At 64.9% G+C, this 23,946-nt stretch carries 25 protein-coding genes; 16 read left to right on the top strand and 9 right to left on the bottom strand.

The window, feature by feature from the left end:
- Positions 1-19: 19 nt before the first annotated feature.
- The 3 genes from AC04SF_RS08470 to AC04SF_RS08460 all read left to right on the top strand — a co-directional run bounded on the left by AC04SF_RS08470 (position 20) and on the right by AC04SF_RS08460 (position 2,976).
- On the top strand, positions 20-1,015 hold the full coding sequence (locus AC04SF_RS08470) for an ornithine cyclodeaminase family protein (protein ID WP_488477406.1): 996 nt from the start codon (positions 20-22) through the stop codon (positions 1,013-1,015).
- A gap of 147 nt (positions 1,016-1,162) precedes the next feature.
- Entirely contained in the window at positions 1,163-2,296 is a 1,134-nt protein-coding gene (locus AC04SF_RS08465) for an NAD(P)/FAD-dependent oxidoreductase (protein ID WP_488477405.1), read from the top strand.
- Complete coding sequence (locus AC04SF_RS08460; protein WP_488477404.1) at positions 2,293-2,976, top strand: YoaK family protein; 684 nt, start codon at positions 2,293-2,295, stop codon at positions 2,974-2,976. Before AC04SF_RS08465 ends, AC04SF_RS08460 begins: the two co-directional genes overlap by 4 nt.
- A 7-nt stretch (positions 2,977-2,983) precedes the next feature.
- Here AC04SF_RS08460 and AC04SF_RS08455 read toward each other — a convergent pair whose 3' ends face one another.
- Positions 2,984-3,448 (bottom strand): MarR family winged helix-turn-helix transcriptional regulator, encoded by a 465-nt coding sequence (locus AC04SF_RS08455; RefSeq protein ID WP_488477403.1) that lies wholly within the window; start codon positions 3,446-3,448, stop codon positions 2,984-2,986.
- 115 nt (positions 3,449-3,563) lie between these two features.
- Here AC04SF_RS08455 and AC04SF_RS08450 point away from each other — a divergent pair, with 115 nt between their 5' ends.
- Both AC04SF_RS08450 and AC04SF_RS08445 read left to right on the top strand, forming a co-directional pair.
- Positions 3,564-4,379, top strand: coding sequence for a p-hydroxycinnamoyl CoA hydratase/lyase (locus tag AC04SF_RS08450; RefSeq protein ID WP_488477402.1), 816 nt, complete (start codon positions 3,564-3,566; stop codon positions 4,377-4,379).
- Between the two features lie 32 nt (positions 4,380-4,411).
- The gene (locus AC04SF_RS08445) at positions 4,412-5,932 is read left to right on the top strand and encodes an AMP-binding protein (RefSeq protein WP_488477401.1); all 1,521 of its coding nucleotides are present in this window, start codon (positions 4,412-4,414) and stop codon (positions 5,930-5,932) included.
- A 13-nt stretch (positions 5,933-5,945) separates the two neighbouring features.
- On the opposite strand, the gene AC04SF_RS08440 is transcribed toward AC04SF_RS08445, so the two are convergent.
- The 3 genes from AC04SF_RS08440 to AC04SF_RS08430 form a co-directional block, all read right to left on the bottom strand.
- Positions 5,946-6,671 carry a 3-keto-5-aminohexanoate cleavage protein gene (locus tag AC04SF_RS08440; RefSeq protein WP_488477400.1) on the bottom strand — a complete coding sequence of 242 codons (726 nt, stop codon included), beginning with the start codon at positions 6,669-6,671 and terminating at the stop codon, positions 5,946-5,948.
- 81 nt (positions 6,672-6,752) lie between these two features.
- The gene (locus AC04SF_RS08435; RefSeq protein ID WP_488477399.1) at positions 6,753-8,366 is read right to left on the bottom strand and encodes an amidohydrolase family protein; all 1,614 of its coding nucleotides are present in this window, start codon (positions 8,364-8,366) and stop codon (positions 6,753-6,755) included.
- Between the two features lie 292 nt (positions 8,367-8,658).
- Positions 8,659-9,444 (bottom strand): uracil-DNA glycosylase family protein, encoded by a 786-nt coding sequence (locus AC04SF_RS08430; RefSeq protein ID WP_488477398.1) that lies wholly within the window; start codon positions 9,442-9,444, stop codon positions 8,659-8,661.
- A gap of 317 nt (positions 9,445-9,761) precedes the next feature.
- On the opposite strand from AC04SF_RS08430, the gene AC04SF_RS08425 reads away from it, so the two are divergent.
- Entirely contained in the window at positions 9,762-9,956 is a 195-nt protein-coding gene (locus AC04SF_RS08425; protein WP_202353437.1) for a hypothetical protein, read from the top strand.
- Positions 9,957-10,095: 139 nt separating this feature from the next.
- Here the strand turns inward: AC04SF_RS08425 and AC04SF_RS08420 are convergent, their stop codons facing one another.
- On the bottom strand, positions 10,096-12,195 hold the full coding sequence (locus tag AC04SF_RS08420; protein WP_488477397.1) for an EAL domain-containing protein: 2,100 nt from the start codon (positions 12,193-12,195) through the stop codon (positions 10,096-10,098).
- A gap of 656 nt (positions 12,196-12,851) precedes the next feature.
- Between AC04SF_RS08420 and AC04SF_RS08415 the strand changes: the two genes are divergently transcribed.
- The 4 genes from AC04SF_RS08415 (at position 12,852) to AC04SF_RS08400 (ending at position 15,904) form a co-directional block, all read left to right on the top strand.
- Complete coding sequence (locus tag AC04SF_RS08415; protein WP_488477396.1) at positions 12,852-13,718, top strand: hypothetical protein; 867 nt, start codon at positions 12,852-12,854, stop codon at positions 13,716-13,718.
- A 48-nt stretch (positions 13,719-13,766) separates the two neighbouring features.
- The gene (locus tag AC04SF_RS08410) at positions 13,767-13,958 is read left to right on the top strand and encodes a hypothetical protein (protein ID WP_488477395.1); all 192 of its coding nucleotides are present in this window, start codon (positions 13,767-13,769) and stop codon (positions 13,956-13,958) included.
- Between the two features lie 154 nt (positions 13,959-14,112).
- A complete protein-coding gene (locus tag AC04SF_RS08405) occupies positions 14,113-14,562 on the top strand; it encodes an ester cyclase (RefSeq protein ID WP_096457552.1) in 450 nt (149 codons plus the stop codon).
- 271 nt (positions 14,563-14,833) lie between these two features.
- Entirely contained in the window at positions 14,834-15,904 is a 1,071-nt protein-coding gene (locus AC04SF_RS08400; RefSeq protein WP_488477394.1) for a phosphatase PAP2 family protein, read from the top strand.
- A gap of 86 nt (positions 15,905-15,990) precedes the next feature.
- Here AC04SF_RS08400 and AC04SF_RS08395 read toward each other — a convergent pair whose 3' ends face one another.
- Together AC04SF_RS08395 and AC04SF_RS08390 are read right to left on the bottom strand one after the other, a co-directional pair.
- On the bottom strand, positions 15,991-16,527 hold the full coding sequence (locus tag AC04SF_RS08395) for a hypothetical protein (protein ID WP_488477393.1): 537 nt from the start codon (positions 16,525-16,527) through the stop codon (positions 15,991-15,993).
- 115 nt (positions 16,528-16,642) lie between these two features.
- Positions 16,643-16,969, bottom strand: coding sequence for a DUF1330 domain-containing protein (locus AC04SF_RS08390; protein WP_488477392.1), 327 nt, complete (start codon positions 16,967-16,969; stop codon positions 16,643-16,645).
- Positions 16,970-17,144: 175 nt separating this feature from the next.
- Here AC04SF_RS08390 and AC04SF_RS08385 point away from each other — a divergent pair, with 175 nt between their 5' ends.
- From AC04SF_RS08385 to AC04SF_RS08365, 5 genes are all read left to right on the top strand, one after another.
- Positions 17,145-17,837, top strand: coding sequence for a winged helix-turn-helix transcriptional regulator (locus tag AC04SF_RS08385; protein WP_488477391.1), 693 nt, complete (start codon positions 17,145-17,147; stop codon positions 17,835-17,837).
- A 93-nt stretch (positions 17,838-17,930) separates the two neighbouring features.
- Positions 17,931-19,046, top strand: a complete 1,116-nt coding sequence (gene ada / locus AC04SF_RS08380; RefSeq protein ID WP_488477390.1) for a bifunctional DNA-binding transcriptional regulator/O6-methylguanine-DNA methyltransferase Ada — start codon at positions 17,931-17,933, stop codon at positions 19,044-19,046.
- Positions 19,047-19,067: 21 nt separating this feature from the next.
- On the top strand, positions 19,068-19,277 hold the full coding sequence (locus tag AC04SF_RS08375; RefSeq protein ID WP_488477389.1) for a hypothetical protein: 210 nt from the start codon (positions 19,068-19,070) through the stop codon (positions 19,275-19,277).
- A 311-nt stretch (positions 19,278-19,588) separates the two neighbouring features.
- The gene (locus AC04SF_RS08370; protein WP_488477388.1) at positions 19,589-20,143 is read left to right on the top strand and encodes a methylated-DNA--[protein]-cysteine S-methyltransferase; all 555 of its coding nucleotides are present in this window, start codon (positions 19,589-19,591) and stop codon (positions 20,141-20,143) included.
- Positions 20,140-20,883 (top strand): 2OG-Fe(II) oxygenase, encoded by a 744-nt coding sequence (locus AC04SF_RS08365; protein ID WP_488477387.1) that lies wholly within the window; start codon positions 20,140-20,142, stop codon positions 20,881-20,883. The genes AC04SF_RS08370 and AC04SF_RS08365 overlap by 4 nt, the downstream gene beginning before the upstream one ends.
- Before the next feature lie 8 nt (positions 20,884-20,891).
- Here the strand turns inward: AC04SF_RS08365 and AC04SF_RS08360 are convergent, their stop codons facing one another.
- Positions 20,892-21,794 (bottom strand): LysR family transcriptional regulator, encoded by a 903-nt coding sequence (locus tag AC04SF_RS08360; protein ID WP_488477386.1) that lies wholly within the window; start codon positions 21,792-21,794, stop codon positions 20,892-20,894.
- 121 nt (positions 21,795-21,915) lie between these two features.
- On the opposite strand from AC04SF_RS08360, the gene AC04SF_RS08355 reads away from it, so the two are divergent.
- The gene (locus AC04SF_RS08355) at positions 21,916-22,830 is read left to right on the top strand and encodes an alpha/beta fold hydrolase (RefSeq protein WP_488477385.1); all 915 of its coding nucleotides are present in this window, start codon (positions 21,916-21,918) and stop codon (positions 22,828-22,830) included.
- 183 nt (positions 22,831-23,013) lie between these two features.
- Here the strand turns inward: AC04SF_RS08355 and AC04SF_RS08350 are convergent, their stop codons facing one another.
- Positions 23,014-23,946: a sigma-70 family RNA polymerase sigma factor gene (locus AC04SF_RS08350; RefSeq protein ID WP_488477384.1), complete on the bottom strand. Its 933-nt coding sequence runs from the start codon at positions 23,944-23,946 to the stop codon at positions 23,014-23,016.

Below are 23,946 nucleotides of genomic sequence, written 5' to 3'. Positions count from 1 at the left end.
CCCACCAAGGCAAAATCCCATGACGTCGACCATACCGACCTCCCGCAATGCCCAGACCAAGGGCGACATATCAGTGCTCATCCTGAGCGAAGCCGAGGTGAAAACATGCATCGACCCGCGCCGGCTGCTCGATGTGCTGGCGCAAGGCTTCAAGGCATTGTCCAGCGGCAAGATCGTCAATCCGGCGCGGCCGCAGCTCGACATTCCGCATGCTGGCTATTCGCTGGCGATGCCGGCCTGGACGGCGGGCATGCATCTGACCGTGAAGATCGTCAACGTCTTCGAAGGCAACATCGCCCGGGCCATCCCCAGCCATCTCGCCACCATCCACCTGTTCGACCCGGAAACGGGCATGCCGGTCTGCGTCATGGACGGCACCTATATCACCGCCGTGCGCACCTCCGGCTCGGCCGTGCTCTCGGTGCGGGAACTGGCCCGCCGCGACGCCAGGGTCGCGACGGTGGTCGGCGCCGGCGTGCAGGCCGGCCAGCATTTGCACCTTCTGCCGCTGGTGCGGGACTTCACCGAAATCCGCGTCGTCTCGAAAGCGTTCGCGGACGCGCAGGCACTGGCAGCACGGCATCCGGGCGTCGTCGCCGTCAGCGATCTAGAGGCCGCGGTGCGCTCGTCGGATGTCGTGTGCCTGGCAACGCATTCCTACCAGCCGGTGATTTCGGCCGAATGGGTGCGGCCCGGCACGCATGTCTCGTCGGTGGGCGTCGCCCCGCCCGGCGGCGAATTGCCGGTTGAGCTCGTCCGCCGGGCCAGCCTGTTCGTCGAGACCAGGGACGCCTTCGCGCCTACTCCGGTCGGCTCTTGCGAACTCGATGGCATCGATCCGCAAACCGGGACCGAGCTTGGCGAGATGCTACTTGGGCTGCGGCCGGGAAGGACCGGCGCCGACCAGGTCACCGTCTACAAGGCCATGGGTGTCGCGATGGAAGACCTGGTGGCGGGGGACCTCGCTTATCGCGAGGCAGTTCGGCGAGGATTGGGGCGGACCGTGGCCTTGTAGAGGATGCTGCCGATCGTCGGAGCCAGCGCTGCCCTCGCCGCACTGCCGGCCATTTCTTCCCGCTCTACGGGAAGAAATGGCTGCGCAAACAACCGAGGACAGGTCGCGCCGTTTGACTGGATACGAAATCATTTTTACGACTGACGGATGCAGTCGAATCCCTCCCCAAAAATCGTCGTCATCGGTGGTGGCATTGCCGGCCTGTCGCTTGCGGCGGCCGTGCGGGAGTGGGCTGATGTCACCGTCCTCGAGCGCGAGCCGCATCTCGGCTACCACGCCAGCGGCCGCTCCGCCGCTTTGTTCACCGAGACCTATGGCAACCGGCTGGTGCGGGCGCTGACACTGGCCAGCCGCCAGGCGATTGTCGAGGGCGGCTTCGCTTCCCATCGGCGCGGCGCGCTGCATGTCGGCTGGACCGGCGACGGCGCCGCTATCGACAAGCTGGCCGGCGAGTTGCAGGCGCTGGTGCCCAGCGTGCGGCGCCTGTCGGCGGCCGAGCTCCACGCGCTGGTTCCGGTCATTGCCGCAGAGGCCACTTGCGGCGGCGTCTACGAGCCGGACGCGGTGGATGTCGACACGGACAAGATGCTGACGGCCTGCGCCTCGGCGCTGAAGGCCAGTGGCGGCTTGATCCGCACCGGCGAGGAGGTGCGCGCCATTTCGCCCGATGGCGGCGGCCTGCGGGTGGAAACGAGCGCCGGGGTCTATTCAGCCGACATCGTCGTCAACGCCGCCGGCGGCTGGGTCGATGTCGTCGCTGGCCTCGCCGGGCTCTCCGGTCTCGGCTTCCAGCCCAAGCGACGCACCGCCTTCCTGTTCGACCCGCCTGCCGGCACCGACATCGCCAGCTGGCCGCTGGTGGTCGACCTGCACGAACAGTTCTACTTCAAACCGGATGCCGGCAGGCTGATCGGCTCGCTCGCCGACGAGACCGATTCCGAACCTTGCGACGCGTATCCAGAAGACATCGATGTCGCCATCGCCGTCGACCGCATCGAGCAGGCGACGTCGATGCGCATCGACCGACCCTCGACGCCATGGGCGGGCCTGCGCACCTTCGCGCCCGACCGCACGCCGGTCGCCGGCTTCGACCCGCGCCTGCCCGGCTTCTTCTGGCTGGGCGGCCAGGGCGGCTACGGGTTCCAGGTGTCGCTGACCTTGGCCAGGCTGAGCGCGGCGCTGATGCGCGGCCAGCCCCTGCCCGGCGACGTCACGGCCCTCGGCGTCACCGCCGCGGCGCTGGCGCCCGACCGTTTCCTGGTTCCGGTGACGACGCCATGAGGCCCACACTGCCGCTGCTGCTCAGCCTCAATGGCGGCTATGTCGACACGGCCGGCTTCCTGGCGCTGCAGGGCCTGTTCACCGCGCATGTGACGGGTAATTTCGTCACCCTCGGCGCCTCGCTGGTGCTCGGCATTTCGGGCGTGCTGGCAAAGCTGCTAGCGCTGCCGGTGTTCTGCATCGTCGTCATCCTGACCCGGCTGGCCGGCGAGCGCTTGCGCCGGCGCGGACATCAGGCGCTTGGGGTGCTGCTGGCGACCAAACTGGCGCTGCTTGTCGTCGGCGCGGCGCTGGCAATCCGCTTCGGCCCCTTCGCCAGCGGCGACAGCGCGGCCGCGATCGTCACCGGCATGGTGCTGGTCGCCGCCATGGCGATCCAGAACGCGGTGCACCGGGTCCATCTGGCGGCAGCCCCGCCCTCGACGCTGATGACCGGCACCACCACCCAGATCATGATCGACCTCGCCGACCTCATCGGCGGCCCGGCGCCGGAAGCCCGCCCGGCGCTCATTGCCCGCCTGCAGCGCATGGCGGCGGCGGTCGCCGTCTTCGCCGCCGGCTGCGCGGCCGCCGCACTCGGCTATGCCTTCGCCAATGTCTGGTGTTTCATCATCCCACCAGCGATCGCGCTCGCCGCGTTGGTGCTGCGGCTTGCATGGCCGGACGGGCAAGCCGGCTAGACTGCCCTCAACCTTCATCCGTCCAGATCAGGCGCAGCAGGCGCAGCAGCGTCGCCCGCTCCTTTTTCGTCAGCCGTTGCAGAAACCTGTCCTCGTGCCGGCGAACCTGTCGCCGCCAGCCCGGCATCGCCTGTCTGGCCGTCGGCGTCAGGGTCAGCACCCGCACGCGCCTGTCCTCGGCATGATCGTCGCGCTCGACCAGCCCGCGCTCTTCCAGTTCGGCGAGCAGCGGCGCCATGTTGGCGCTCTTCATGCCGAGCAGGCGGCACAGTTCCGCGGCGCGGATGCCTGGCCGCTCATCGATCAGCGCCAGCATGCCATAGGTGACCGGACGCAGGCCCGCATCGGTCAGTTCGACCGCGAAATCATTGAGCGCGAAAGCCGAGGCACGCTTGAGATTGTAGCCGATCTGCGCATCGAGCGCGTCGTCGGACATCATCTCCGGCCCGGTATGAGGCTGGGTTTCGTCCATGCCAACCGATCGCCGCGATGCCGGCCCTTGTCAAGTAAAAAAGACTATGCGACATAGCAATCAAGATAGCTATGCTCCATAGCAATTTCCAAAGTGGAACGGGAGGATACCGACCATGACCGATGAGACCGTTGCCTTCGATGTCGAGAACGGCATCGCCTGGGTGCGCTTCAACCGGCCGGACAAGCGCAATTGCATGAACCCGACGCTCAACCGGCGCATGATGGAGGTCCTCGACGAGCTCGAGTTCCGCGACGATGTCGGCGTGCTCGTGCTGTCGGGTGAAGGCAGCGCCTGGTCGGCGGGCATGGACCTCAAGGAGTATTTTCGCGAGACCGAAGCCAAGGGTCTCGGCGCCGTCCGCAAGGCGCAGGCGGAAGCCTATGGCTGGTGGCGGCGCCTGCGCTGGTACAGCAAGCCGACCATCGCCATGGTCAATGGCTGGTGTTTCGGCGGCGGCTATGGCCCGCTCTTCGCCTGCGATCTCGCCTTTGCCGCCGACGAGGCGCAGTTCGCTTTGTCCGAGATCAACTGGGGCATCCTGCCCGGCGGCGGCGCCACCAAGGTGGTGGTCGACCTCTTGTCGATGCGTGACGCCATGTACCACGCGCTGACCGGCGAACTGATCGACGGCAGGAAGGCCGCCGCCTGGAAGCTGGTCAATGAAAGCCTGCCGCTGGCTGATCTGAAGGCGCGGGTCAGCGAGGTCGCCAATATCCTTTTGAAGAAGAACCCGATCGCGCTGAAGGCAACCAAGGACGCCATCAGACGCGTTGCCGAGATGACCTACGACAATGCCGAGGACTATCTAGTCCGCGCCCAGGAGGCGGCCAACTCGCACGACAATGAGGGCCGCAAGGAAGGCATCCGCCAGTTCATCGACGAAAAGAGCTACAAGCCGGGCCTCGGCGCCTACGACAAGGCCAGATGACGCTATAAACGACTGCCGCAATCTGGGAGGAGATGCGAATGCCGGCCTGGACAACGCCCGATCCCGTGACCCTGCACGCCAGGGCGCAGCCGGACCGTGTTGCCTGCGTCGACCTCGCCTCGGGCAGGCGCTGGACCTATGCCGCGCTTGACGAGGCCATCCAGCGCGCCGTCGGCGTTCTCGAAACCGGTTACGGCGTCGAACAAGGGCAACGGATCGCCACACTGGCCCGCAACAGCGCCGATCTGCTGATCCTGCAACAGGCCGCCATGCGGCTCGGCGCTATCTTCGTGCCGGTCAACTGGCGGCTCGCCAGTGTCGAACAACAGGCGATCCTTGCCGATAGCGATCCGGCACTGCTGCTGCATGACACCGCGCTTGAGATGGCATTGCCCAAGGGTTGCAAGCCTGTCGATGTCGCCGCCTTCGCGGTGGCGGTGGAGGCGGAGGCGCCGGCGCCGCGCCGTCCCCTGCCCGCCGACGACACGCCCTCGATCATCCTCTACACGTCGGGCACATCAGGCCGGCCGAAGGGCGTCATCGTCACCGAGCGCAACGCCTTTGCCACCGCGGTCAATTTCGGCGTGCTGGGCCGGGTCGGCAATGCCAGCATCTTCCTCTGCGACGCGCCGATGTTCCATGTCATCGGCCTCATCACCAGCCTGCGTCCGCCGCTGCTCCAGGGCGGCACGGTGCTGATCTCGCCCGGTTTCGATGCCGGCGCCACCAATCGCCGCCTCGCCGATCCCACCCTTGGCGTCACCCACTATTTCTGCGTTCCGCAAATGGCCAGGATGCTGCGCGAGCACCCCGACTTCGCCCCGTCGCGCTGGACCTCGCTCACCGCCATTTTCACCGGCGGCGCGCCCAACCCGGCCGCCGAAATCAACTGGTGGCTGGCGCAAAGAGTCCGCATGGCCGACGGCTTCGGCATGACCGAGGCAGGCACGGTGCTTGGCATGCCGGTCGAGGCCGGCCGCATCGCCGGCAAGGCAGGCTCGGCCGGCCTGCCTGCGCCGATGATCGGCCTGCGCCTCGTCGACGACGATGGCCGCGACGTCGCCGCCGGCGAGCCAGGCGAGATATGGCTGTGCGGCCCCTCGATCACGCCAGGCTACTGGAACCGGCCGGAGGAGACAGAGCGCGCCTTCACCGCCGATGGCTGGTTCCGCACCGGCGACATCGCGCGGCGCGACGAGGAAGGCTTCGTCACCCTCGTCGACCGTCGCAAGGACATGTTCATCTCTGGCGGCGAGAACGTGTATCCCGTCGAAATCGAAACCGTGCTGCTCGACCATCCCGGCATCGCCGAAGCCGCCGTGATCGGCGTCGCCGACGCGCGCTGGGGCGAAGTCGGGCGCGCTTTCGTCGTGGTGAAAGCCGGATGCGTCGTCGATCCGGCCGATCTGGCGAGCCATTGCGGCACTCGCATCGCCCGCTACAAGGTGCCCAAGGAGTTCCTGCTCACCGAAGCGCTGCCGCGCACCGCATCCGGCAAGATCCAGAAACACATCCTTCGCACATGGACAGCACCCGCCGGCGGGCAGGACTGAGGCGGACGGCCGTTCAGCCGACGTGCGCGGAGCGGAAAACTGCCGCAGCAGCAGCCACGATCTCCGCATTGTCCTTGGCCACCGTTCCATCGGCCAGCGTCCTGCCGTCCTCCAACCCGACCCGCGTCGACCAGCGTTTTTGATGCGCCAGCTGCACGAACGACCAGACCGTGGCGTCGACGCCGTGCAGCAGGATCGGCCGCCGCAGGTCGGCGCGTTCGAGCACGGCGGCGATGCCGTGCGCCTCGTCGAGCGCCCTGGACAAATCCTGTATGTCGATCTCGATCAGGATGCGCAGCACCCGGTTGTGGTCGGCAAGCGCCACGAAGCGCTCGGCATCGACTGTTGTGGCAAGCCCGGCCTCGATGCCGACGCCGCGCTGGCGCAACAGCTCCATCACGGCGGGCGCGTCGGCCTCGGAGAGATTGACCGAGGCATAATCCGGCAGCTCGCGCCAGCCGGCGATCGCCGCGCGGGTCCGCGCAACATCCTCCTCGATCCAGGCGCCGGTCGACACACCGACCAGCGTGCCCGGGCAGATCAGGCGCACGGCGAGCACCGTCGCGTCGACGGCGGCCAGGCTTTCGCGCCCGTCGGCACCGCGCGGATGGATGTGCAGTTCGGCCGCACCAGCGGCGACGCAAGCCGCGGCATCGGTCGCCATGGCCTGCGCATAGAGCGGCAGCTTCGGGTGGAAATCGCGCGGACGCGCGCCATTGATGCAGGCCTGGACAATCATCGGGTGCCACCCTCAAAAATCCACCCTAGCCCTCGAAGGATCGCGCGGCAAAGAACCCAACCTCGAGACTGCTGACAGGACTCAGCCGTGCAGGCCCTGCTTGATCCCCGCCGGAATGTTCATCTGCGCCTGCAGCGAGGGATAATAGTCGGGATCGCCGGCGACCGTCAGTGGATCCAGCTTCTGCGGCTTCAGCGTCGCCGCCGCAATCGCCGTGAGCGGCTTTGCAGCAGCCGACAGCCGGACCAGCGACGGCATGTGCGCCTCGTCGCTGAAGCGCGGCCGAAGGTTGACGTCGTGCGGCTCGTCCTGGTCGAGGACAAGCGTCCACTGCGCCTGGCGGGGCATGGCCCGCGCCCGCAAGGTTGGCGACATGCGTTCGAACGCGATGGCGCGCTCGGCGGCCCCGGCAAGATTGCCCATGGCCTCCGCAAGCACTGCCTGCGCTTTCCCAAGCCCGAGCCCGGCAACCGCCTCGTCCGCCGAAGCGTCGTCGAGATTGATCAGGCGTCTCTCGCCGGCGAAGGAAATCTCCTCGGCGGTGGCTGAAAACCCCGCTGCCAGTGCTGATGTGGCGTAGCGCGGAACGCCGTCGATCACGACAAGGTCGATCCTGGTTTCGTCGGCCGCGAAGAGGCTGGCATAAGGATCGCCGCCATTGCCCCGCACCAGCATCAGGTCGGCATATTTTCCGGCCTCGATCGAGCCGAGATAGCGATCCCAGCGCAGCAGGCCCGCCGCGTTGATCGTCGCCATGGCGACGATGTCGCGCTGGCTGAAGAGCCCGCCAGTGGTCTGGCTGTATTGCCAGACCACTTTCATCTCGTGCAGCAGGTTCTTGCTGCCGGTCGGCGACCAGTCCGAGCCGATGCCGATGCGCAGCCCCGCGGCCTTTGCCGCCGCGATGTCGGCGGTCTGGCCGTAGAGCATCAGGTTGGACAGCGGCGACCACACCATGCCGGCGCCGGCCTGCGCCAGCCGGTCGAAATCCTCACGTTTCAGGGCGTTGCAGTGAATGCCGGTCAGGGACGGCGCGATCGCCCACTCGTCCGGCCCGATCTTGAGGTCGAGGAAATGCTTGCGGGCGCTGGTGTCGATTCCTTCGCTGAGATGCAGCAGCATGCATTTGTGCGTCTTCAGATAGTTCAGGAAAATGTCCTTCTTGTCGGCCGCGAAATCGGGGATCTGCGCCTGCGCATCCGGCAGGTTGGCGTCCAGGCTCTCCTCGACATTGCGCACCAGGCCACGATATTTGCGCTTGATGCCGGCGGCGCTGAACAGGGTCAGCCCTTGCGAGGTGGTGGTGCCGCCGGCCAGGCACTTTGCCTCGGTGAAGCGCGCGATCGCCGGCGCGACGCCCGGTGCCTTGCCCAGCACCTTCATCGGCTCGGTGACCAGCGCCTGGTATTCGGGCTTGCCTTGCCATGCACCCCGGTTCTTGTAGAGCTTCGGCACCGCCCACAGTTTCAGTATGTCGTAGGCGAGATGATTGTGAAGCTCGATCAGGCCAGGAAAGAACGTGCCGCCGGTCACCACCGGCGACAGATGTTCGAAGCCCGATGGCGGCGCGACCGAGGCATCCGTCACGGCGATGATGCGGTTGGCCTCGATCCAGATGATCGCGTCGGCAAGCACGGTGAATGCCGCGTCCATCTGCACGACGCGTCCGCGATAGGCACGTTTGCTGGCTTGCATGGAACCCCCCTGTTCTTCAAACCGGACGAAGGCGCGATATCGGGTTAACGCCGGCAGATCGCGCCACGGAGTAATTCGTCAGGAAAGGTCGAAACCGCACAAAGACAGATGGTTGGACCTGTTCGACGATTCAATTTCTCAATCGGTCTAAGGTGTGTTGAGATTCAGGTCAGGCCGAGCCGAAAATGGTGGTTTTCGAGAACCGGAGCGGAGCGGACATTCGGGTCCGTGAGCACCGGAAGCGCAGAAAGCCACCGCTTGCAGGCCGGCATCACCTGAATCTCAACATACCTTAATTCGACTTCGGCGCCTTCCAGATCAGCGTATGCCGGTCGTCGGGCTGAGGCCGGCTGACGCTGGCGAACTGCGGCGGCGCCATCGCCCGCAGCCAGCGGTCGTCGCCCATGAAGGCGGGAACCCCGAACGGCAGGTCGCGTCGCGGGATCACCGCATAGTCGGCCTCGACCAGTTGCGCGCCATAGTTTGCCCCGGTGGCATTGCCGCCGGCGTCGGCGGTGACGATGCCGCGCAGCGTGACGATCGCCGCCCGCCAGGCGTTCGCAAGAACCTGCGGATCGTGGCTGCTGGGATGGGGAAGCTTGAACACCTGGGTTCCAGCCTTGCCGGGCCATTTGGCGACAGCGCGCTGGGCCTGCGCGCCGAAAGCGATAACCGCCTGCACTTGCGGCCCCTTTGCCATGTCGAACAGCGCGTTGCGCCACGCCAGATGCGCCGGCTCGCCAAGGACATCGTCACCGCCGGCGCTCTGACTTGGGATCAGCGCGTAGGCGAAGGCATTGAGGCAGAGATAGGACCGGACCAGCCCAAGCTTGGCAAGAAAGCCCTGGACCCGCTGGCCGGCATCGCCGACCAATGTCCTCAGCGCCACCCTTTCGGTCGCCCCGGGATCGGATGCGATGCACAGAACCCGCGCCGACCCATCCAGCCTGCCCCGATAGAAGACCGGCCCCCAATCATACCAGAAGAAGTTCTTGAAGGGGGCGTAGTCGGGCACGCTGGCGAAGTGCTGGGCAAAAGCCGCGGGCGGACCGGGATCGAATTCGACGGCATTGCTCATGCGCCACCTGCAGTGGTTTGAACGCAGCAAGAATTCTTCGATTATTGTACTGACAGTAATTCTATATCCGCGTCACATTCAAGTAGCCTTGGAAATTTTCCCTCTAATAATATTCGGCCTGCGGCTCCCGGCTGAAAATCGCAAGGACGTGTCATTCGGGAACAGTTGGACAGGCAAGGATCTTGCCGTGTCGGCAGATTGACCTGCCGTGCCTTCGTTCGCTCCGGTGGCATTTGATTAAAAAGCGCCTGTGGATATTTACCCCACATTCCGCCAGGCCGGCCAAGATACATTAGGGCGGGATCATGGAGGGACCATTGACCAGCGATTTTTCAGCCGCCCGCATCCATCTCGAACGCGCCTATCACTATCTGCGCGGCGGTGACGAGACGAGCCGCGCGGCATGCGAGGCTCTCGACCTGCTGATCGAAATGGTGGCGGAGGCACAATACAGGCGGCCCGAGGCCGGGGTGCTGGACTTTCCGCAAGCGACGGCGCGGCACCCTGCCTGATTGAAGCGCGTCGACGCGCTTCAAGTCTTTGCCTTGTGCATGTCCTTATCCCAAAACCGCTACGCACTTCTGGGGGACATGCATTTTGCTTGATGCATGTCCTTATCCCAAAACCGCTACGCACTTTTGGGGACATGCATCAGGACGCCTTGCGGGCCTGAACTCCGTCTACCGGCCCGGTCGCACGCGCCACGATCTGCTCCAGCGGCTCAGGCCGGTGCAAGAGAAACCCCTGACCGAAATCGACGCCCATCGCCTGCAGGATGCCGAGCGTCTCGGCTTGTTCGATCTTCTCGGCCACGACGCCGCAGCCGACGCTGCGGGCAATGCCTGATATGGCCGAGACGATCTCGCGGTCGAAGCGGCTCTCGGCGATGTGCTCGATGAAGGAGCCGTCGATCTTGATGGCATCGACCGGAAAGCGCCTGAGATATTCGAACGAGCTCATGCCGGCGCCGAAATCGTCGAGGCTGACCTTGCAGCGCCGCTCGCGCGCCTTGCGCACGAATGTCTCTGCGGCGTCGAAATTGGTGACTGCGGCGGTTTCGGTGATTTCGAAGCCGATACAGGAATGCGGCGCCCCGGTTTGCTCGATGATGCTGTCGACGAAGTCCCACAGCCCCGGATCGCTCAGCGTCTGCGCCGACAGGTTGAAGCCGAGCGTGAGCGCGCCGGACTTCATCGCCGCGCCATGCCGCGAGAGCGCGGTGCGGATGATCCAGCGGTCGAGCCTGGCGGCAATGCCGAAGCGCTCCGCCGCCGGGATGAACTCGCTGGGCGGGATCAGCTTGCCACTACGCCCGACAAGCCGCGCCAGCACCTCGACATGGCGGCTTTCCTGCCAGGGGCGACCCAGCCGGTGGATCTCCTGGCCGAACAGCTTCAGCCGGCCGTCCTCCATGGCGTCGACGGTGTCGGCGGCGAGCCGCGCCGCGTTGAGGCCGCCCGAATTGGCCTCGGCCGAAAACACCGCGAAGCGGTCTCGCCCGGCGGCCTTGGCCGCGTAGCAGGCGTCGTCGGCGCAGGCCAGCGCGTCGGCGACCGTGGTGGCCCGGTCGTTGACGATGGCGATGCCGATGCTTGCCGCAAGCCGCCGCGCGGTCGCGGCAAGGCCGAGATCGGCGCCGCGCACGGCCGCCAGTATGGCGCCGGCCAGCAGCTCGGCCTGCGCCGCGTCGCAATGCGGCACCAGCAAGGCAAATTCGTCACCGCCGAGCCGTGCCGCATGCGCCGCTGGCGGCAGGCAGCGGCCAATGCCGGCCGCCACGCTCTTCAGCGCCAGATCGCCGGCGGCGTGGCCGGCAAAGTCGTTGAGCGCCTTGAAGTAATCGAGATCGACATAGAACACCGCCAGCGGCACGCCCGTGGCAATATGGTCGGCAAGCAGCCTGTCGAAGGCCGTGCGGTTCCACAGGCCGGTCAGCGCGTCGTGGCGGGCGGCGAAGGCGAGCTCCTGTTCGCGCAGCTTGTCCTCGGTGATGTCGCGCACCGTGCCGAGGATCTGGCCGGCAGCACCCGCGGCGGCGACGTAGCGCACCAGCGATTCGATGTGGCGGATTTCGCCGTCGCGCTTGATGATGCGGTATTGCGAGGCGGTAACGCCATTCGAGCCGGGTGCCGGCTGGTGGGCGCGCTCGGTGGCTTCCTTGTCCTCGGGGTGCAGAAAACTGTGCCAGAGGTCGGCCGGCACTTCGTCGGCATCGGCGACGAGCCCGAACATCTCCCTGGTGCGCGCGTCCCAATAGCTCTTGTGGGTGGCGATGTCGTAGTGCCAGATGCCGGTGCCGCTGGCGGCGAGCGCCAAGCGGAAACGCATGGTGACCTGTTCGAGCGCGGCTTCGGCCGCCTTTTGCTTCGAAATGTCGGTCTGCACGCCCATCAGCCTGAGCGGCTGCCCGTCCGCGCCGCGCTCGACAATACCGCCGCGGTCGAGCACCCACACCCAGTGGCCCTGCTTGTGCTTCAGCCGCAGTTCCGTCTCGATGGCATCGGTCAGCCCGGCAATGTGGCGGTCGCCGCTGGCCAGCGCCCGTTCGCGGTCGTCGGGATGGGTCAGTTGCAGCCAAAGGTCGCTGGTGTTGGCGAGTTCATTTTCCTCGTAGCCCAGCATCCGCGCCCAGGTCGCCGAATAGAAGCAGCCGCCGGTGCGAAGATCCCAGTCCCAGACACCAAGATGGGCGCGCTCCAGGGCCGTGCCCCAAAACGCTCCACTGCGACTTTTCTTGCCTTGACGCGCCATCGTCTGTTTTCGCCTGCTCCACCCGCGGGCAATCTGCGGCAAAACCAGAGAAGAAAGCGTTACTTGGTCGCGTGACAGCCGGCTGTCGTGGCTAAAAATCATCCCTCGCCGAAAACGGCCGGTAGCCGGTCCGGCCCAGCGACACATGCTCCTCGTCATGCCTCTCCCGCAAGCAGGGGGCCTGATTGCCGGAAATCGCCCTACCGATCGTCAGCAATCGTAAATCAAGATTTTGCGTGTCAAGTTTTCGCAAAAGCAATCTTTGATACTCTGAAGCAATCCGCAGAGCCATAATATTTGCCTTCGAAGCGGAACGCTCTGCGGTTACGCACATCAAAATCATCCTACCCCCGTTAGCCACTTGATGAGTTCGTTTGGGTGTCAGAAAAGAGCGGTCCGGCCACATGCCAAAGTAAAATTTTCTTTAGTTGAAAAAAATAGCTGTCAGGTCTATTTTCACAGGGCCAGCAGAGCAACTCAAAGTGCGAAACAAAACTGCTGGCGGGGAAATCACAAAGCACACCTTGGATAGAGGCGAGCATGACCCAGCTTGGCGCGGTTGGCCGGGCTGGCGCGAGATGTGTTTGCTTGCGAGCAATCCATCTCGAAGTTACCTCGGATCATTTGAACGAAACTAACCTGGGAGAGGCATTGCCATGTTGACGAGACATGTCGCGCTGGTTTCGGACGAATCCAGCATCGAGAATTCGGAATTGATCGCGGTCGCGGGCGCCCTGCAGAAGCAGGTGACGCGCGATTTTGGTCCGATATGGGGAATTCAGGCTGACGTCTCGGCATTTGAGAAGCTTGAAGACATGCCGCTTGACTACTGGCCGATCATCATCAAGGACGATATCGGCGATCCCAATGCGGCCGGCTACCATGAGGACCAACATGGGCAGCCTTTTTCGCTGGTCCAGTTTTCAGAGGGCTGGCACCTGACCGCAAGCCATGAGCTCCTCGAAATGCTGGGCGATCCCTTTGGTCGGCGAATGGTGGCCGGGCAGTCTCCGGTTCCCACGCAAGGCCGCGTCAAGTTCCTCGTCGAGGTCTGCGACCCCTGCGAGGCGGAGCAGTTCGCCTACACGGTGAACGGCATCACGGTGTCCGACTTCTACACGCCGCACTATCTCGACCCGGTGGCCTCTGCCGGTGTCCGCTACAGCTATACCGGTGCGATAAAGGAGCCGAGGCAGGTGCTGAAGGGCGGCTATCTCAGCTGGTACGAGCCGTCGTCGCGACAATGGTGGCAACGCACCTGGTTCGGGGGTACAAAGGCCGCTGATGGACCGTTGCAGAACTTGAACGTCGGCAACGGCAATCTGCGGCAGGCGATCGACCGGCTGACGCAAACCAAGCAGGCAAAGGCGCAACGTCGAGGCGTCAAGCCGCCGCGCATGGCGGCAATGGCGGCGCGCAAGCCCGACATGGCCTTTGCCAACCACGCCGCGGACCTTCGCGCGACGATCGCGGTGGTGACGAAAAAGGTGACGGCCGCCACGGTGACGAAAAGGCCCAAGTGATCCGCCTTGGTTGCTCGGGTCCTGGCCATTGCAAAGGAGTTGCCCGAGATGGCGAAGAAACCAGGAACAACCGACCAGCCCGCCAGCGCCGGCGATACGCCGGCGCAAATCCGGCGCGCCGAGGAACTCCGCCGCGAGATCGCCGAAATCGCCAAGGGTGGGACGCCTGCCGGCAAGCCGACCCCGCGCGAAATGACCGACGCGGCCGCGCGCGCCAAGGCCGGCAAGACCGAGGACTAGCAAGTCAGCGAAGATCGCTGCCCCTCGCCAGGGTGCCCCCCGTCTTTCGATTGGCCGGCAAGAACCGGAGTTTTGCGCATCCCCGATCGTCCTAGGGATGGCTCAGGTCATCGGCGACACCGATGCCCCCGCCAAACACAAAAGGATGCTCCCAATGACCAAACAGGAAGACAACAAGGCCGTCGTCGTCAGATGGTTCACCGACTTCTGGGGTGAAACCTGCGATCTGTCCGTCGTCGACGACATCGCCGCACCCGACATGCTGCTCAAATATTCACTGCACGAGCCGCGCCGGGGCCGCGACGACATCAAGGCCTTCATGACCGACTTCCGCGCCGCCTTCCCGGACCTCAACTTCTGGGCCACCGCCGATCTCATCGCCGAGGGCGATTATGTCGTCGGCCAGTGGGAGGGCGGCGGCACGCATTCCGGGCCGGCCTTCGGCGATTTCCTCGCCGGCTCGCTGCCCGCCGCCACCGGCCGCGCCATGCGCTTCACGGGCACCACCGTGCTGAAGGTGATCGACGGCCGGATCGTCGAGGAGATCGGTCTCGACGACGGCGTCGCGGCGCTGACCCAGCTCGGCCTGATCAAGGCCGCCTGATTTTGCAGGGGCCATCGCCGGCCAGGCGATGGCCCGCTTCGACTGCGGCCGAAACCCGGCAACTTTTCGGGGCGTTCGGAGGTGACTCCGCTGTCATCAATACTTATACATTTAACGATCACGCCTTCGTCAACGAATCCTTGATGAAAAAGGAATAATCATAATCGTCTAATATTTGGAATTTTTTTCAAACCCAAAGTGTAACTGAATAGTAATACTTAATCTGCGAAATACCCCTAATAATGCTTTGGGCGGCTGGCGGGTTTTCTCAATGAGTGCGCATACCGGGCAGCGGGACGGCGAAAGCCGCTCGCTTGCCATTTTTGACCTGGACATCGCTGCAACCAGGAGCGGCTGGCTGCTGACTGCCTTGTGCCTGGCTTACGCCCTGGCCGCGCTTTGCCTGCAGCCCAGCCGCTATCTGCACCTGGCGCAATCCTACGCCCAACCTTTCATCTTCTTCCTGCCCACGCTCCTTGCCGCCGGCCTCGGCCTGTTGGCGCTGACATTTGCCAGGCATAACCCGACACGGTTCATGCTGGATATGCTCAGGCAGCGCTGGCTGGGCGCCGCACCGGTGATCCTTCTGTTCTTTCTCGGCATCACCGCCTTCACCACCTTCAAGATCGCCATCCCGGAGATCGTTCCATTCTATGCCGACCGCATGCTGGCGGAGCTTGATCTTGGGCTGCATGGCGCCGATCCCTGGATATGGGCGCACAGCGTCATTCCCGAACCCGTCTCGGCGGTCATTTTCCTCGGCTACGGATATGGCTGGCACGTGCAATGGTTCGGCACCTTGCTGTTCGTCGCGTTCTGGAACAACCCGGCAGGGCGTTTACGTTACCTCTGGACGTTGGCGCTGACCACGATCCTGTGCGGCACCGTCCTGGCCATGGCGCTGTCATCCGCCGGCCCGATATTTCATGACCAGTTCTACGGCGGCGACCGGTTTGCCGCATTGCAGGACGCGCTGACGCAGAACGACTACGCCGCGCCGGTCCACACCTATGCCAGCTATCTGCTCACGGCCTACGCAAGCGGCCGCCCCGAACTGGGCGGCGGCATCTCCGCCATGCCAAGCATGCATGTCGCCTTCGCTACGCTCAACGCGTTCTTCCTGAGCGGTTTCGGCCGCCGCTGGGCCGTCGCCGGCTGGTCCTTTGCAGCACTCATCCTGTTCGGCTCGGTCTACACCGGCTGGCACTATGCCGTTGACGGCTACCTTTCGATCCTTGTCGTGTCCGTGCTCTGGTACCTGACGGGCCGTTTCGTTCTGCCGCAGGCGAGCCGCGACGCCACCGTGATAGGACTGCCGCTGCCCGAACCGGCGTCGCAATGACCGGACCAGGCTGAAGCCGGGGGCAGACCGTCCCTCCATTGCCCTTGGGAGAGCCAGGCGGCATTGGCGCCGCCTGGCTTTGCCGGTTACTGGCTCGGCGCCATCGCGTGTTCGCACGACACTTTTGGGTTCATGTCCGCGAACGTGCCGGTCGGGTTGCCCTTCCAGGCCCAGACATGCAGTTCGTAAAATTCACCCAGGCCATAGCGGTTGGGCGCGCTGTTGAAGTTGAACAGCTGCCCGTCCAGCGACGCCGGCCCCTTCGAGGTGATGTATTCGACCGCCACCAGCTTAAGCCGGCCATCGGCCATCGGCTCGTACATCACCGCCTCGGGACGGGCGATGTCGATCTTGTCGTCCTTCAGGTACTGACCGTTGACGTAGTGGATGCCCATGGCGCCGCCGGTGATGCCGCTGGCGCAGGGAATGGGCGCATAGCCCTCTTCTGTCGCCGCCTTGACGTCGAGAAACCGGCTGTTGGCCGCCCGCACCTTCTCGGCAAGTGGATTGGGGCCGGACGCGGCTTCAGCCGCCTCCTGATGTGCCTGTGCGACGGTGGCGCAGACCGCCAGCATGGCCCCCGCCATGACCAGCCTGTTGCAGAGATTTGATTTCATATCCATTCCATTCTTCTTGAAAAAGCACAGCTGGCCGGCCGCCGAAAATACGGCGGCCCGGCAGGCAAGCGCTGTGACTGTTGTTGCTTGGAGATCCCGGTGTGACGCCTGCCGGGAGGGATCATCCTTTCGGCAGATACGGGATCGTTCCGGCCAGATCGGTGTCGTCGATCAGCTGGAAGCGGCTGTCGCTGCCGCCCTGACGCGCCGAAACGAAAGGCGCATAGGCCGGATCATTGGTGAAGGCGTGCGCCGCCGCTTCCGATGGGAACGACATCAAGGCGATCAGCGTGGTGTCGAGCGGCTTGCCTTCAAGCGTCTTCACATTGCCGCTGCGCGACAGATATTTGCCGCCATGCTTGTGGACGATGTCGTGCACCGAGGCCGCGTATTCCGGCACCCATTTCGGGTCCTTCATCTTGATGTCGGCGATAACGTAAGCAGTCATGGTCGTCTCCTGGTTGCGGCGCACAGGGGTATCCCGTGCAACCGGCCAAAGGGCTCGCATGGCGGGACCCTCGCCAACCAGTCCGCGATCTGTACTGGGGTGGTACAGTTTCCGTACTGGCCGCTTCATTCATGAAGGCCTAATGTTCGGCCCGGGTTCGAGGAGGAACACCATCATGAGCCAGCACGGATACAAGCAGTTCTGTCCGCTATCGATGGCCGCCGAGGTGCTGTGCACCCGCTGGACGATGGTGCTTATGCGCGAATTGGTGGCCGGTTCGACCCGCTTCAACGATCTGCGCCGCGGCGTACCAAAGATGTCGCCAACCCTTCTGTCGCAACGGCTGAAGGAGCTCGAGCTGGCTGGGATCGTCGAGCGCAAGGAGGTCCAGGGCGAGAAAGGGATCTTCGACTACCGGCTGACCGAGGCCGGCCGCGATTTGCGCCCTGTCGTCGAGGCGATGGGCTTCTGGGGACAGAAATGGGTCGAGTCCCGGCTGTCGCTCAAGAACCTCGATCCGTCGCTGCTGATGTGGGACATGCGGCGCAATCTGAACCCCTCGCCGCTCCCCGAAGGACGCACGGTGATACAATTCCTGTATCAGGACCTGCCGGCGTCCAAACGGTCATGGTGGCTGATCGTCGAAAAGCACGGCGAGGTCGACCTGTGCTGGTACGATCCGGGCTTCGATGTCGATCTCTACGTCTCGACCGATCTGCACACGATGACGGCGATCTGGATGGGATTGCTGACCGTCGAGAAGGCCGGCGCGAAGGTTTCCCTGACCGGCGACCAGGCGATCGGCAAGAAGATGCAGACCTGGCTCGGGCTCAGCCCGTTCGCGGTCGAGCCCAAACGCGCGGCGTAGGAGAGCCGCCCGCCTCTCGCATTGGCTCGCGCCATCCTGACAGTTGGCAGGAAACGGGTGGCGGGGCCGGCTTCTCGCCGCTTCAATGCGGCCATGTTCATCACCCTGGCCAAAGACCTGAAATCCACCCCGCTGCCGGTCACCAACGACCCGCGTTGGGCGCGCATCGTGGCGCGCGACAAATCGGCGGACGGGCAATTCTGGTATTCGGTGGCGACGACCGGCGTCTATTGCCGGCCTTCCTGCCCGTCGCGGCGCGCCAATCCCGTCAATGTCCAACTGCACGACACGCTGGCTCATGCCAAGGCGACCGGCTTTCGCGCCTGCCGGCGCTGCAATCCGGATGGGCCTTCGTTGGAGGTCGGCAATGCCGCGATGGTTGCCGATGCCTGCCGCAGGATCGAGCAGAGCGAGGAGGAACCCTCGCTCGCTGAACTGGCTGACGCCGCCGGCCGCAGCGCCGGCTATTTCCATCGCGTTTTCAAGGCGATCACCGGGCTGACGCCGAAGGACTATGCCGCCGCGCATCGTGCCGCAAAGGTCCGCCAGGGCCTCGAGGACGGCGCCAGCGTGACGGCGGCGATCTACGATGCCGGCTTCAATTCGAGCGGGCGCTTCTACGAGAAGTCCACCGGCATGCTCGGCATGACGCCGACGCGCTACCGCGCCGGTGGCGCCAACGAGGACATACGCTTCGCCGTCGGCGAGACCACGCTCGGCGCCATACTGGTCGCGTCGAGCCGCAAGGGCGTCGCCTCGATCCTGCTCGGCGACGATCCGGACGCGCTGGTGCGCGACCTGCAGGACCGTTTCCCCAAGGCGCGGCTGATCGGCGGCGACCGCGACTATGAGGCGCTGGTCTCCCGCGTCGTCGGCTTTGTCGAGGCCCCACAGCTCGGTCTCGACCTGCCCCTCGACGTGCGCGGCACCGCCTTCCAGCAACGCGTCTGGCAGGCGCTGCGGGACATCCCGGTCGGCGGCACGGTGTCCTATGCCGAGATCGCCGAGCGCATCGGCACGCCAAAGGCAACCCGCGCCATCGCCGCCGCCTGCGCCGCCAACGCCCATGCGGTCGCCATTCCCTGCCACCGCGTGATCCGGAAGGACGGGGCGCTTTCCGGCTATGCCTGGGGCGCCGAGCGCAAGCGCGCGCTGCTCCACCGCGAGGCCGAAGGGTCGGCGAAGACCTACCGGTCCTCGCGGGCCTGACGAGGACCGGTGATGCGCACGATGGCAAGGTCTTCCGCCGCCGGTGCCAACAGCCAGATCGCCAACGGTGCCGCCATCGACGCGAAGTCGCAGGTCTTGGCCGCAATCGGTGAGCTGGTCGATGGTGGCAAGGCCGAGTGGAGCCGCACCGCGACGGGTGAGGTTGAATTGCGGCTGTTGAGTGGGGAGGTGTTCCTGCTGGGTGAGGCCACCGTCACGCGTGTCGCATAGGCACACTCAGCGCTCTACGGCGCCCCCCTCTGTCCTGCCGGACATCTCCCCCTTTTGGGCCCAAAAGGGGGAGATCGACTGTGATCACGGCCTTCGCCAATTTTCAACGTCACAGGAAGAGCGGGGCGCCAAAGCCGCCAATCTCCCCACCTGTGGGGGAGATGTCCGGCAGGACAGAGGGGGGCGCCGTAGAGCGCTTACCTTGGCATTGTCGGCCCCTCAAACCCCGAGATTTGAATTTGAAAGCAAGCATCGGAGTGAGGGCCGACCGGCACACCGCTAGGGTTCAGTCACAACAAGGAGTGAAGGCAATGAACCTCATGCAAACCCACATACCGGCGACAGCCCGCAACGCTGTCGCCCTCAACACCATCACCTACGCCATCGGCCAATCCGCGATAGGTAAAGTCCTGGCGGCGCGCAGCCATATCGGCGTCTGCGCCATCCTGATCGGCTCCGACGCCGAAGCGCTGGAGCAGGATCTCGCCAGCCGCTTCCTCGGCAAGGTGCTGGTCGAAGACAAAGCCGCCTTGAGTAACGATCTCGCCGCGATTGCCCGCTTCATCGAAACGCCCGGCGCAGGCCTCGACCTGCCGCTCGACATGCGCCACGGCACGCCGTTCCAGCAACGTGTGTGGGAGGTGTTGCGCGCCATCCCCTGCGGCGCCACCATCACCTACACCGCGCTTGCCCGGCACCTTGGCCAACCGAACGGCGCTCGTGCCGTGGCGACCGCCTGCGCCGCCAACGCCATCGCGCTCGGCATTCCCTGCCACCGCGTTGTCCGAACCGACGGCACGCTGTCGGGCTACCGCTGGGGCATCGAGCGCAAGCGCGCCTTGCTGGATAAGGAGGCCCAGATATGAACGCCCATGCCAGCGTTGCCGCATCTGCGGTGGAAGCCGCCGAGACACGCGTCGGCGCTTACGAGTGGCCGGCGCTGGCCGCCGAACTCGACGGTTTCGGCTGCGCGGTGATGCAAAAGCTGCTCTCGCCCGAGGAGTGCCGGCGGATCGCCGGCCTCTACCCCCAGGAGCAGCATTTCCGCAGCCATGTCCACATGGCCAGGCACGGTTTCGGCAAAGGCGAATACCGCTACTTCCGCTATCCCTTGCCGGACCTCATTGGCGGCCTGCGCAGCGCGCTCTATCCAAGGCTGGCCGAGGTCGCCAACCGATGGAACGAGCGCATGGGCATCGCCCTGCGCTACCCCGCGACGCATGCCGAGTTTCTCGACCAGTGCCACGCCGCCGGCCAGGTCAGGCCGACGCCGCTGTTGTTGCAATATGTCCCCGGCGACTTCAACTGCCTGCACCAGGACCTCTATGGCGACCTCGCCTTTCCCCTGCAGGTGGCGATCCTGCTCTCCGAGCCGGGTGAGGATTTCACCGGTGGCGAATTCGCGCTGACCGAGCAGCGGCCGCGCATGCAGAGCCGGGTCGAGGTGGTGCCGTTGCGCCAGGGCGACGCGGTGGCCTTCGCCGTCCACAACCGGCCGGTGCAGGGAACCAGGGGCAACTACCGCGTCAATCTGCGCCACGGCGTCAGCCGCCTGCGCTCAGGCATGCGTCACACGGTCGGCATCATTTTTCACGACGCGAAGTGAGCGCCGGCTCACGCCTCCCAATAGGGCGGATCGCCAAAGGCATTGCGTAGCCATGCGGTAAGTGCGCGCAGTTTGGCGGATCCGCGCCTGTCCTCGGGACAGGCGATATAGAGGCTGGCCCCTTCAGGCTCGGCACCGACATCGACGACCGTCAACCGCTTGTCGGCGATCTCGGTCCGGATGAAGTAGGCGGGGAGCAGCGCCAGGCCGAGGCCGGCAAGTGCTGCGTCGCGCATCAAAATCCCATTGTTGACGCGCAGCGCGGTTTCCGGGCGGATCGTCACCAGCCGCCGCGAAATCTTGAACCGCCAGTCAGCGGCACCCCGGATGGAATAGATGATGCCCTTGTGGCGTTTCAGTTCGTTGGGGGTCGCGGGCAATCCGAAGCGCTCGATATAGTCCGGTGAGGCCACGAGGAAGCGGCGGCTGGAAGCCAGCTTCCTGACGATGACAGGTCCGTCATCGACGGCCGGCCCGTGACGCACAATGGCATCGTAGCCATCGGCCGCCACGTTGACGAAACGGTCGTCGACATCAAGCGTCAGTTCGATCCTCGGATGCCTGGCCAGGAAGCCATACAGCGCCGGGCCGAGATGGAGGATGCCGAAACTTGTCGGCGCCGATATCCTGAGCGGTCCAGCGAGGTCGCCGCGATGTTCAGCGATTTCGGCGCTGGCATCGGTCACCTCCTGCATGATGCGCTTGGCGCGCTCGTAAAAACCCCGCCCCGCTGCGGTGATGGAGAGCTTGCGGGTGGTGCGGTCCAGCAGCCTTGCGCCGAGGCTGCGCTCAAGCTCCGACAGCCGCTCGCTAACGACGGACTTGGACAGGTTCATGCGCCTGGCCGCTTCGGTGATCGAACCGGATTCCGCGACGGCGACAAAGGCGGCGGCGGATTCAAGCTTCAGCATTGTTCGGTTTTCCCGAATTCACAATCAGGCGACCGGTGCCTAACGAAATCAAGGGCATGGTGCCATAGTCGAAAAGACCGCGATATGGCGGCGGCAGAATAAAAGCTCGGGGTAATGCATCATGTTTCGTTCTTTGGTTATCGTGCTCGGTCTGTTGTCACTCGCCGCTCCGGCCTCCGCGCGCGTGACCCCGTTTCCGACCGGCTTCAAGACGCAGTCGATCGAGACCAACGGCACCAAGCTTTATGTGCGCGTTGGCGGACAAGGACCCGCTGTCGTGCTGCTGCACGGCTTCGCCGATACCGGCGACATGTGGGCGCAGGCCGCGATAAAGCTGATGAAGGATCACACGGTGATCGTGCCGGACCTGCGCGGCATGGGCCTTTCGGCGCATCCGGACAGCGGCTACACCAAGAAGAGCCAGGCGGCCGACATCGCCGGCGTGATGGACGCGCTGAAGATCGACAAGGCCGACCTGGTGACGCACGACATCGGCAACATGGTCGGCTATGCGCTGGCCGCGCAATATCCCAAGCGCATCACGAAATGGGTCGTCATCGACGCACCGCTGCCGGGCATAGGCGACTGGGACAAGATCAAGCAAAGCCCGCTGCTCTGGCACTTCAACTTCCGCGGCCCCGACATGGAGCGGCTGGTCGCGGGCCGCGAGCGCATCTATCTCGACCGCTTCTACAACGAACTGTCGGCCGACCCGAAGAAGATCGACGAGGCGACGCGCGTCCACTACGCGAAACTCTATGCGCGGCCGCATGCCATGCATGACGCCTTCGAGCAGTTCAAGGCATTCGACCAGGACGCCATCGACAACCAGGCGATGCTTGCCACCGGCGGCAAATTGCCCATGCCGGTGCTGGCAGTCGGCGCGGAGAAATCGGCAGGCACGACACAGGCCGACATCCTGCGCTTCGTCGCGGCGGACGTGACCGGCGCCATCGTGCCCGCATCCGGCCATTGGATCATGGAGGAAAACCCGGACGCCACGGTCAAGCTCATCGCCGATTTCCTCTCGAAGTAACGACCGCTCGATGGGGGCTTTCCCTTCTCCCCTTGTGGGAGAAGGTGGCCTCGCGAAGCGAGGTCGGATGAGGGGTGTTCCAGGGAACGCCAACGCCTCACTCCGCTGGAACACCCCTCAACCGTCTCGGCGCTGCGCGCCGATCCACCTTCTCCCACAAGGGGAGAAGGAAAGAACAGCGCTTCATCCTGCGTCGGCGGCGATCATGTCCAGGATCCAGGGGCACGCATAATAGTCGGCGATGCGATCGATAACGCCGCCCTGCGCATGTATCCGCACGAGATAGGCCGGCCGCCATTCCCCGCCACGCCGCCTGTCGACGACCAGCACCGCCCCCCCTTCGATCGCATCTGGCCGCATGCGCCAGGGCTCGCCGCGCTCATATTCGACGAAATAGGGCGAGCGGGAGAGCAGGCCATTGTAGCAGTCCGAAACCCGCAGCCGGGCATCGGCGCTGGTCAGCGCCCGCACCCCGTCCCAGTCCCTGGCATTGAAGAGTTCGACATAGCGGCCGAGCAGCCGCTCCAGTTCGGGATCGTGTGCGGCTGCCCCAGCCGGCTGCGCCGGTAGAGCGGCGAGCTTGGCGCGGCCGCGATTGAGCGCCGATTTGACGCCACCGGTTGTCGAGCCGACCAGGTCGGCGATCTCGTCGAGCGAATGGTCGAAGACATCCTTGAGCAGCACGCAGGCGCGCTCCTTCGGCGGCAAGTGCACCACCAGCCGCTCGATGGCGCGGCCGGCGCCCGGGCCGGCGGGCTCGACGGGCAGCGCGATCTCATCCCCGGCATAGCCTGCCTCGGCCTTGAGCCGCGTGCGGCGGTTACGAATGAAGTCGATGCAGCGATTGTGAGCGATGCGGAACAGCCACGGTCGCAAGGCCTGCGCATCGTCGAGCAGCCCGATCTTGCGATAAGCCTCGAACAAAGCCTCCTGCATGATGTCTTCGCCGTCGAGCGCCGAACCGGTCATGCGCGCGCAATAGCGGTGCAGGCGGACGCGCAAATGCGAGACCGTTTCCAGGAACGCCCGGTAGCGCAGGTCGAACAGGCCTTCGGGGGCGAGGCGTGGCTCCATGCCTTGCCTCGTTTCACTGGAATTGCGGATCTGCTGGTTCAT

The sequence above is a fragment of the Mesorhizobium sp. CNPSo 4671 genome (assembly GCF_057784245.1).
This window is presented reverse-complemented; position numbering and strand designations above follow the sequence as displayed.

What these genes read in the sequence shown, in the direction of transcription:
- AC04SF_RS08470 (WP_488477406.1), top strand. Translation starts at nt 20, where the DNA reads ATGACGTCGACCATACCGACCTCCCGCAATGCCCAGACCAAGGGCGAC.
- AC04SF_RS08465 (WP_488477405.1), top strand. Translation starts at nt 1,163, where the DNA reads ATGCAGTCGAATCCCTCCCCAAAAATCGTCGTCATCGGTGGTGGCATT.
- AC04SF_RS08460 (WP_488477404.1), top strand. Translation starts at nt 2,293, where the DNA reads ATGAGGCCCACACTGCCGCTGCTGCTCAGCCTCAATGGCGGCTATGTC.
- AC04SF_RS08455 (WP_488477403.1), bottom strand. Translation starts at nt 3,448, where the DNA reads ATGGACGAAACCCAGCCTCATACCGGGCCGGAGATGATGTCCGACGAC.
- AC04SF_RS08450 (WP_488477402.1), top strand. Translation starts at nt 3,564, where the DNA reads ATGACCGATGAGACCGTTGCCTTCGATGTCGAGAACGGCATCGCCTGG.
- AC04SF_RS08445 (WP_488477401.1), top strand. Translation starts at nt 4,412, where the DNA reads ATGCGAATGCCGGCCTGGACAACGCCCGATCCCGTGACCCTGCACGCC.
- AC04SF_RS08440 (WP_488477400.1), bottom strand. Translation starts at nt 6,671, where the DNA reads ATGATTGTCCAGGCCTGCATCAATGGCGCGCGTCCGCGCGATTTCCAC.
- AC04SF_RS08435 (WP_488477399.1), bottom strand. Translation starts at nt 8,366, where the DNA reads ATGCAAGCCAGCAAACGTGCCTATCGCGGACGCGTCGTGCAGATGGAC.
- AC04SF_RS08430 (WP_488477398.1), bottom strand. Translation starts at nt 9,444, where the DNA reads ATGAGCAATGCCGTCGAATTCGATCCCGGTCCGCCCGCGGCTTTTGCC.
- AC04SF_RS08420 (WP_488477397.1), bottom strand. Translation starts at nt 12,195, where the DNA reads ATGGCGCGTCAAGGCAAGAAAAGTCGCAGTGGAGCGTTTTGGGGCACG.
- AC04SF_RS08415 (WP_488477396.1), top strand. Translation starts at nt 12,852, where the DNA reads ATGTTGACGAGACATGTCGCGCTGGTTTCGGACGAATCCAGCATCGAG.
- AC04SF_RS08410 (WP_488477395.1), top strand. Translation starts at nt 13,767, where the DNA reads ATGGCGAAGAAACCAGGAACAACCGACCAGCCCGCCAGCGCCGGCGAT.
- AC04SF_RS08405 (WP_096457552.1), top strand. Translation starts at nt 14,113, where the DNA reads ATGACCAAACAGGAAGACAACAAGGCCGTCGTCGTCAGATGGTTCACC.
- AC04SF_RS08400 (WP_488477394.1), top strand. Translation starts at nt 14,834, where the DNA reads ATGAGTGCGCATACCGGGCAGCGGGACGGCGAAAGCCGCTCGCTTGCC.
- AC04SF_RS08395 (WP_488477393.1), bottom strand. Translation starts at nt 16,527, where the DNA reads ATGGATATGAAATCAAATCTCTGCAACAGGCTGGTCATGGCGGGGGCC.
- AC04SF_RS08390 (WP_488477392.1), bottom strand. Translation starts at nt 16,969, where the DNA reads ATGACTGCTTACGTTATCGCCGACATCAAGATGAAGGACCCGAAATGG.
- AC04SF_RS08385 (WP_488477391.1), top strand. Translation starts at nt 17,145, where the DNA reads ATGAGCCAGCACGGATACAAGCAGTTCTGTCCGCTATCGATGGCCGCC.
- ada (WP_488477390.1), top strand. Translation starts at nt 17,931, where the DNA reads ATGTTCATCACCCTGGCCAAAGACCTGAAATCCACCCCGCTGCCGGTC.
- AC04SF_RS08375 (WP_488477389.1), top strand. Translation starts at nt 19,068, where the DNA reads ATGGCAAGGTCTTCCGCCGCCGGTGCCAACAGCCAGATCGCCAACGGT.
- AC04SF_RS08370 (WP_488477388.1), top strand. Translation starts at nt 19,589, where the DNA reads ATGAACCTCATGCAAACCCACATACCGGCGACAGCCCGCAACGCTGTC.
- AC04SF_RS08365 (WP_488477387.1), top strand. Translation starts at nt 20,140, where the DNA reads ATGAACGCCCATGCCAGCGTTGCCGCATCTGCGGTGGAAGCCGCCGAG.
- AC04SF_RS08360 (WP_488477386.1), bottom strand. Translation starts at nt 21,794, where the DNA reads ATGCTGAAGCTTGAATCCGCCGCCGCCTTTGTCGCCGTCGCGGAATCC.
- AC04SF_RS08355 (WP_488477385.1), top strand. Translation starts at nt 21,916, where the DNA reads ATGTTTCGTTCTTTGGTTATCGTGCTCGGTCTGTTGTCACTCGCCGCT.
- AC04SF_RS08350 (WP_488477384.1), bottom strand. Translation starts at nt 23,946, where the DNA reads ATGAACCAGCAGATCCGCAATTCCAGTGAAACGAGGCAAGGCATGGAG.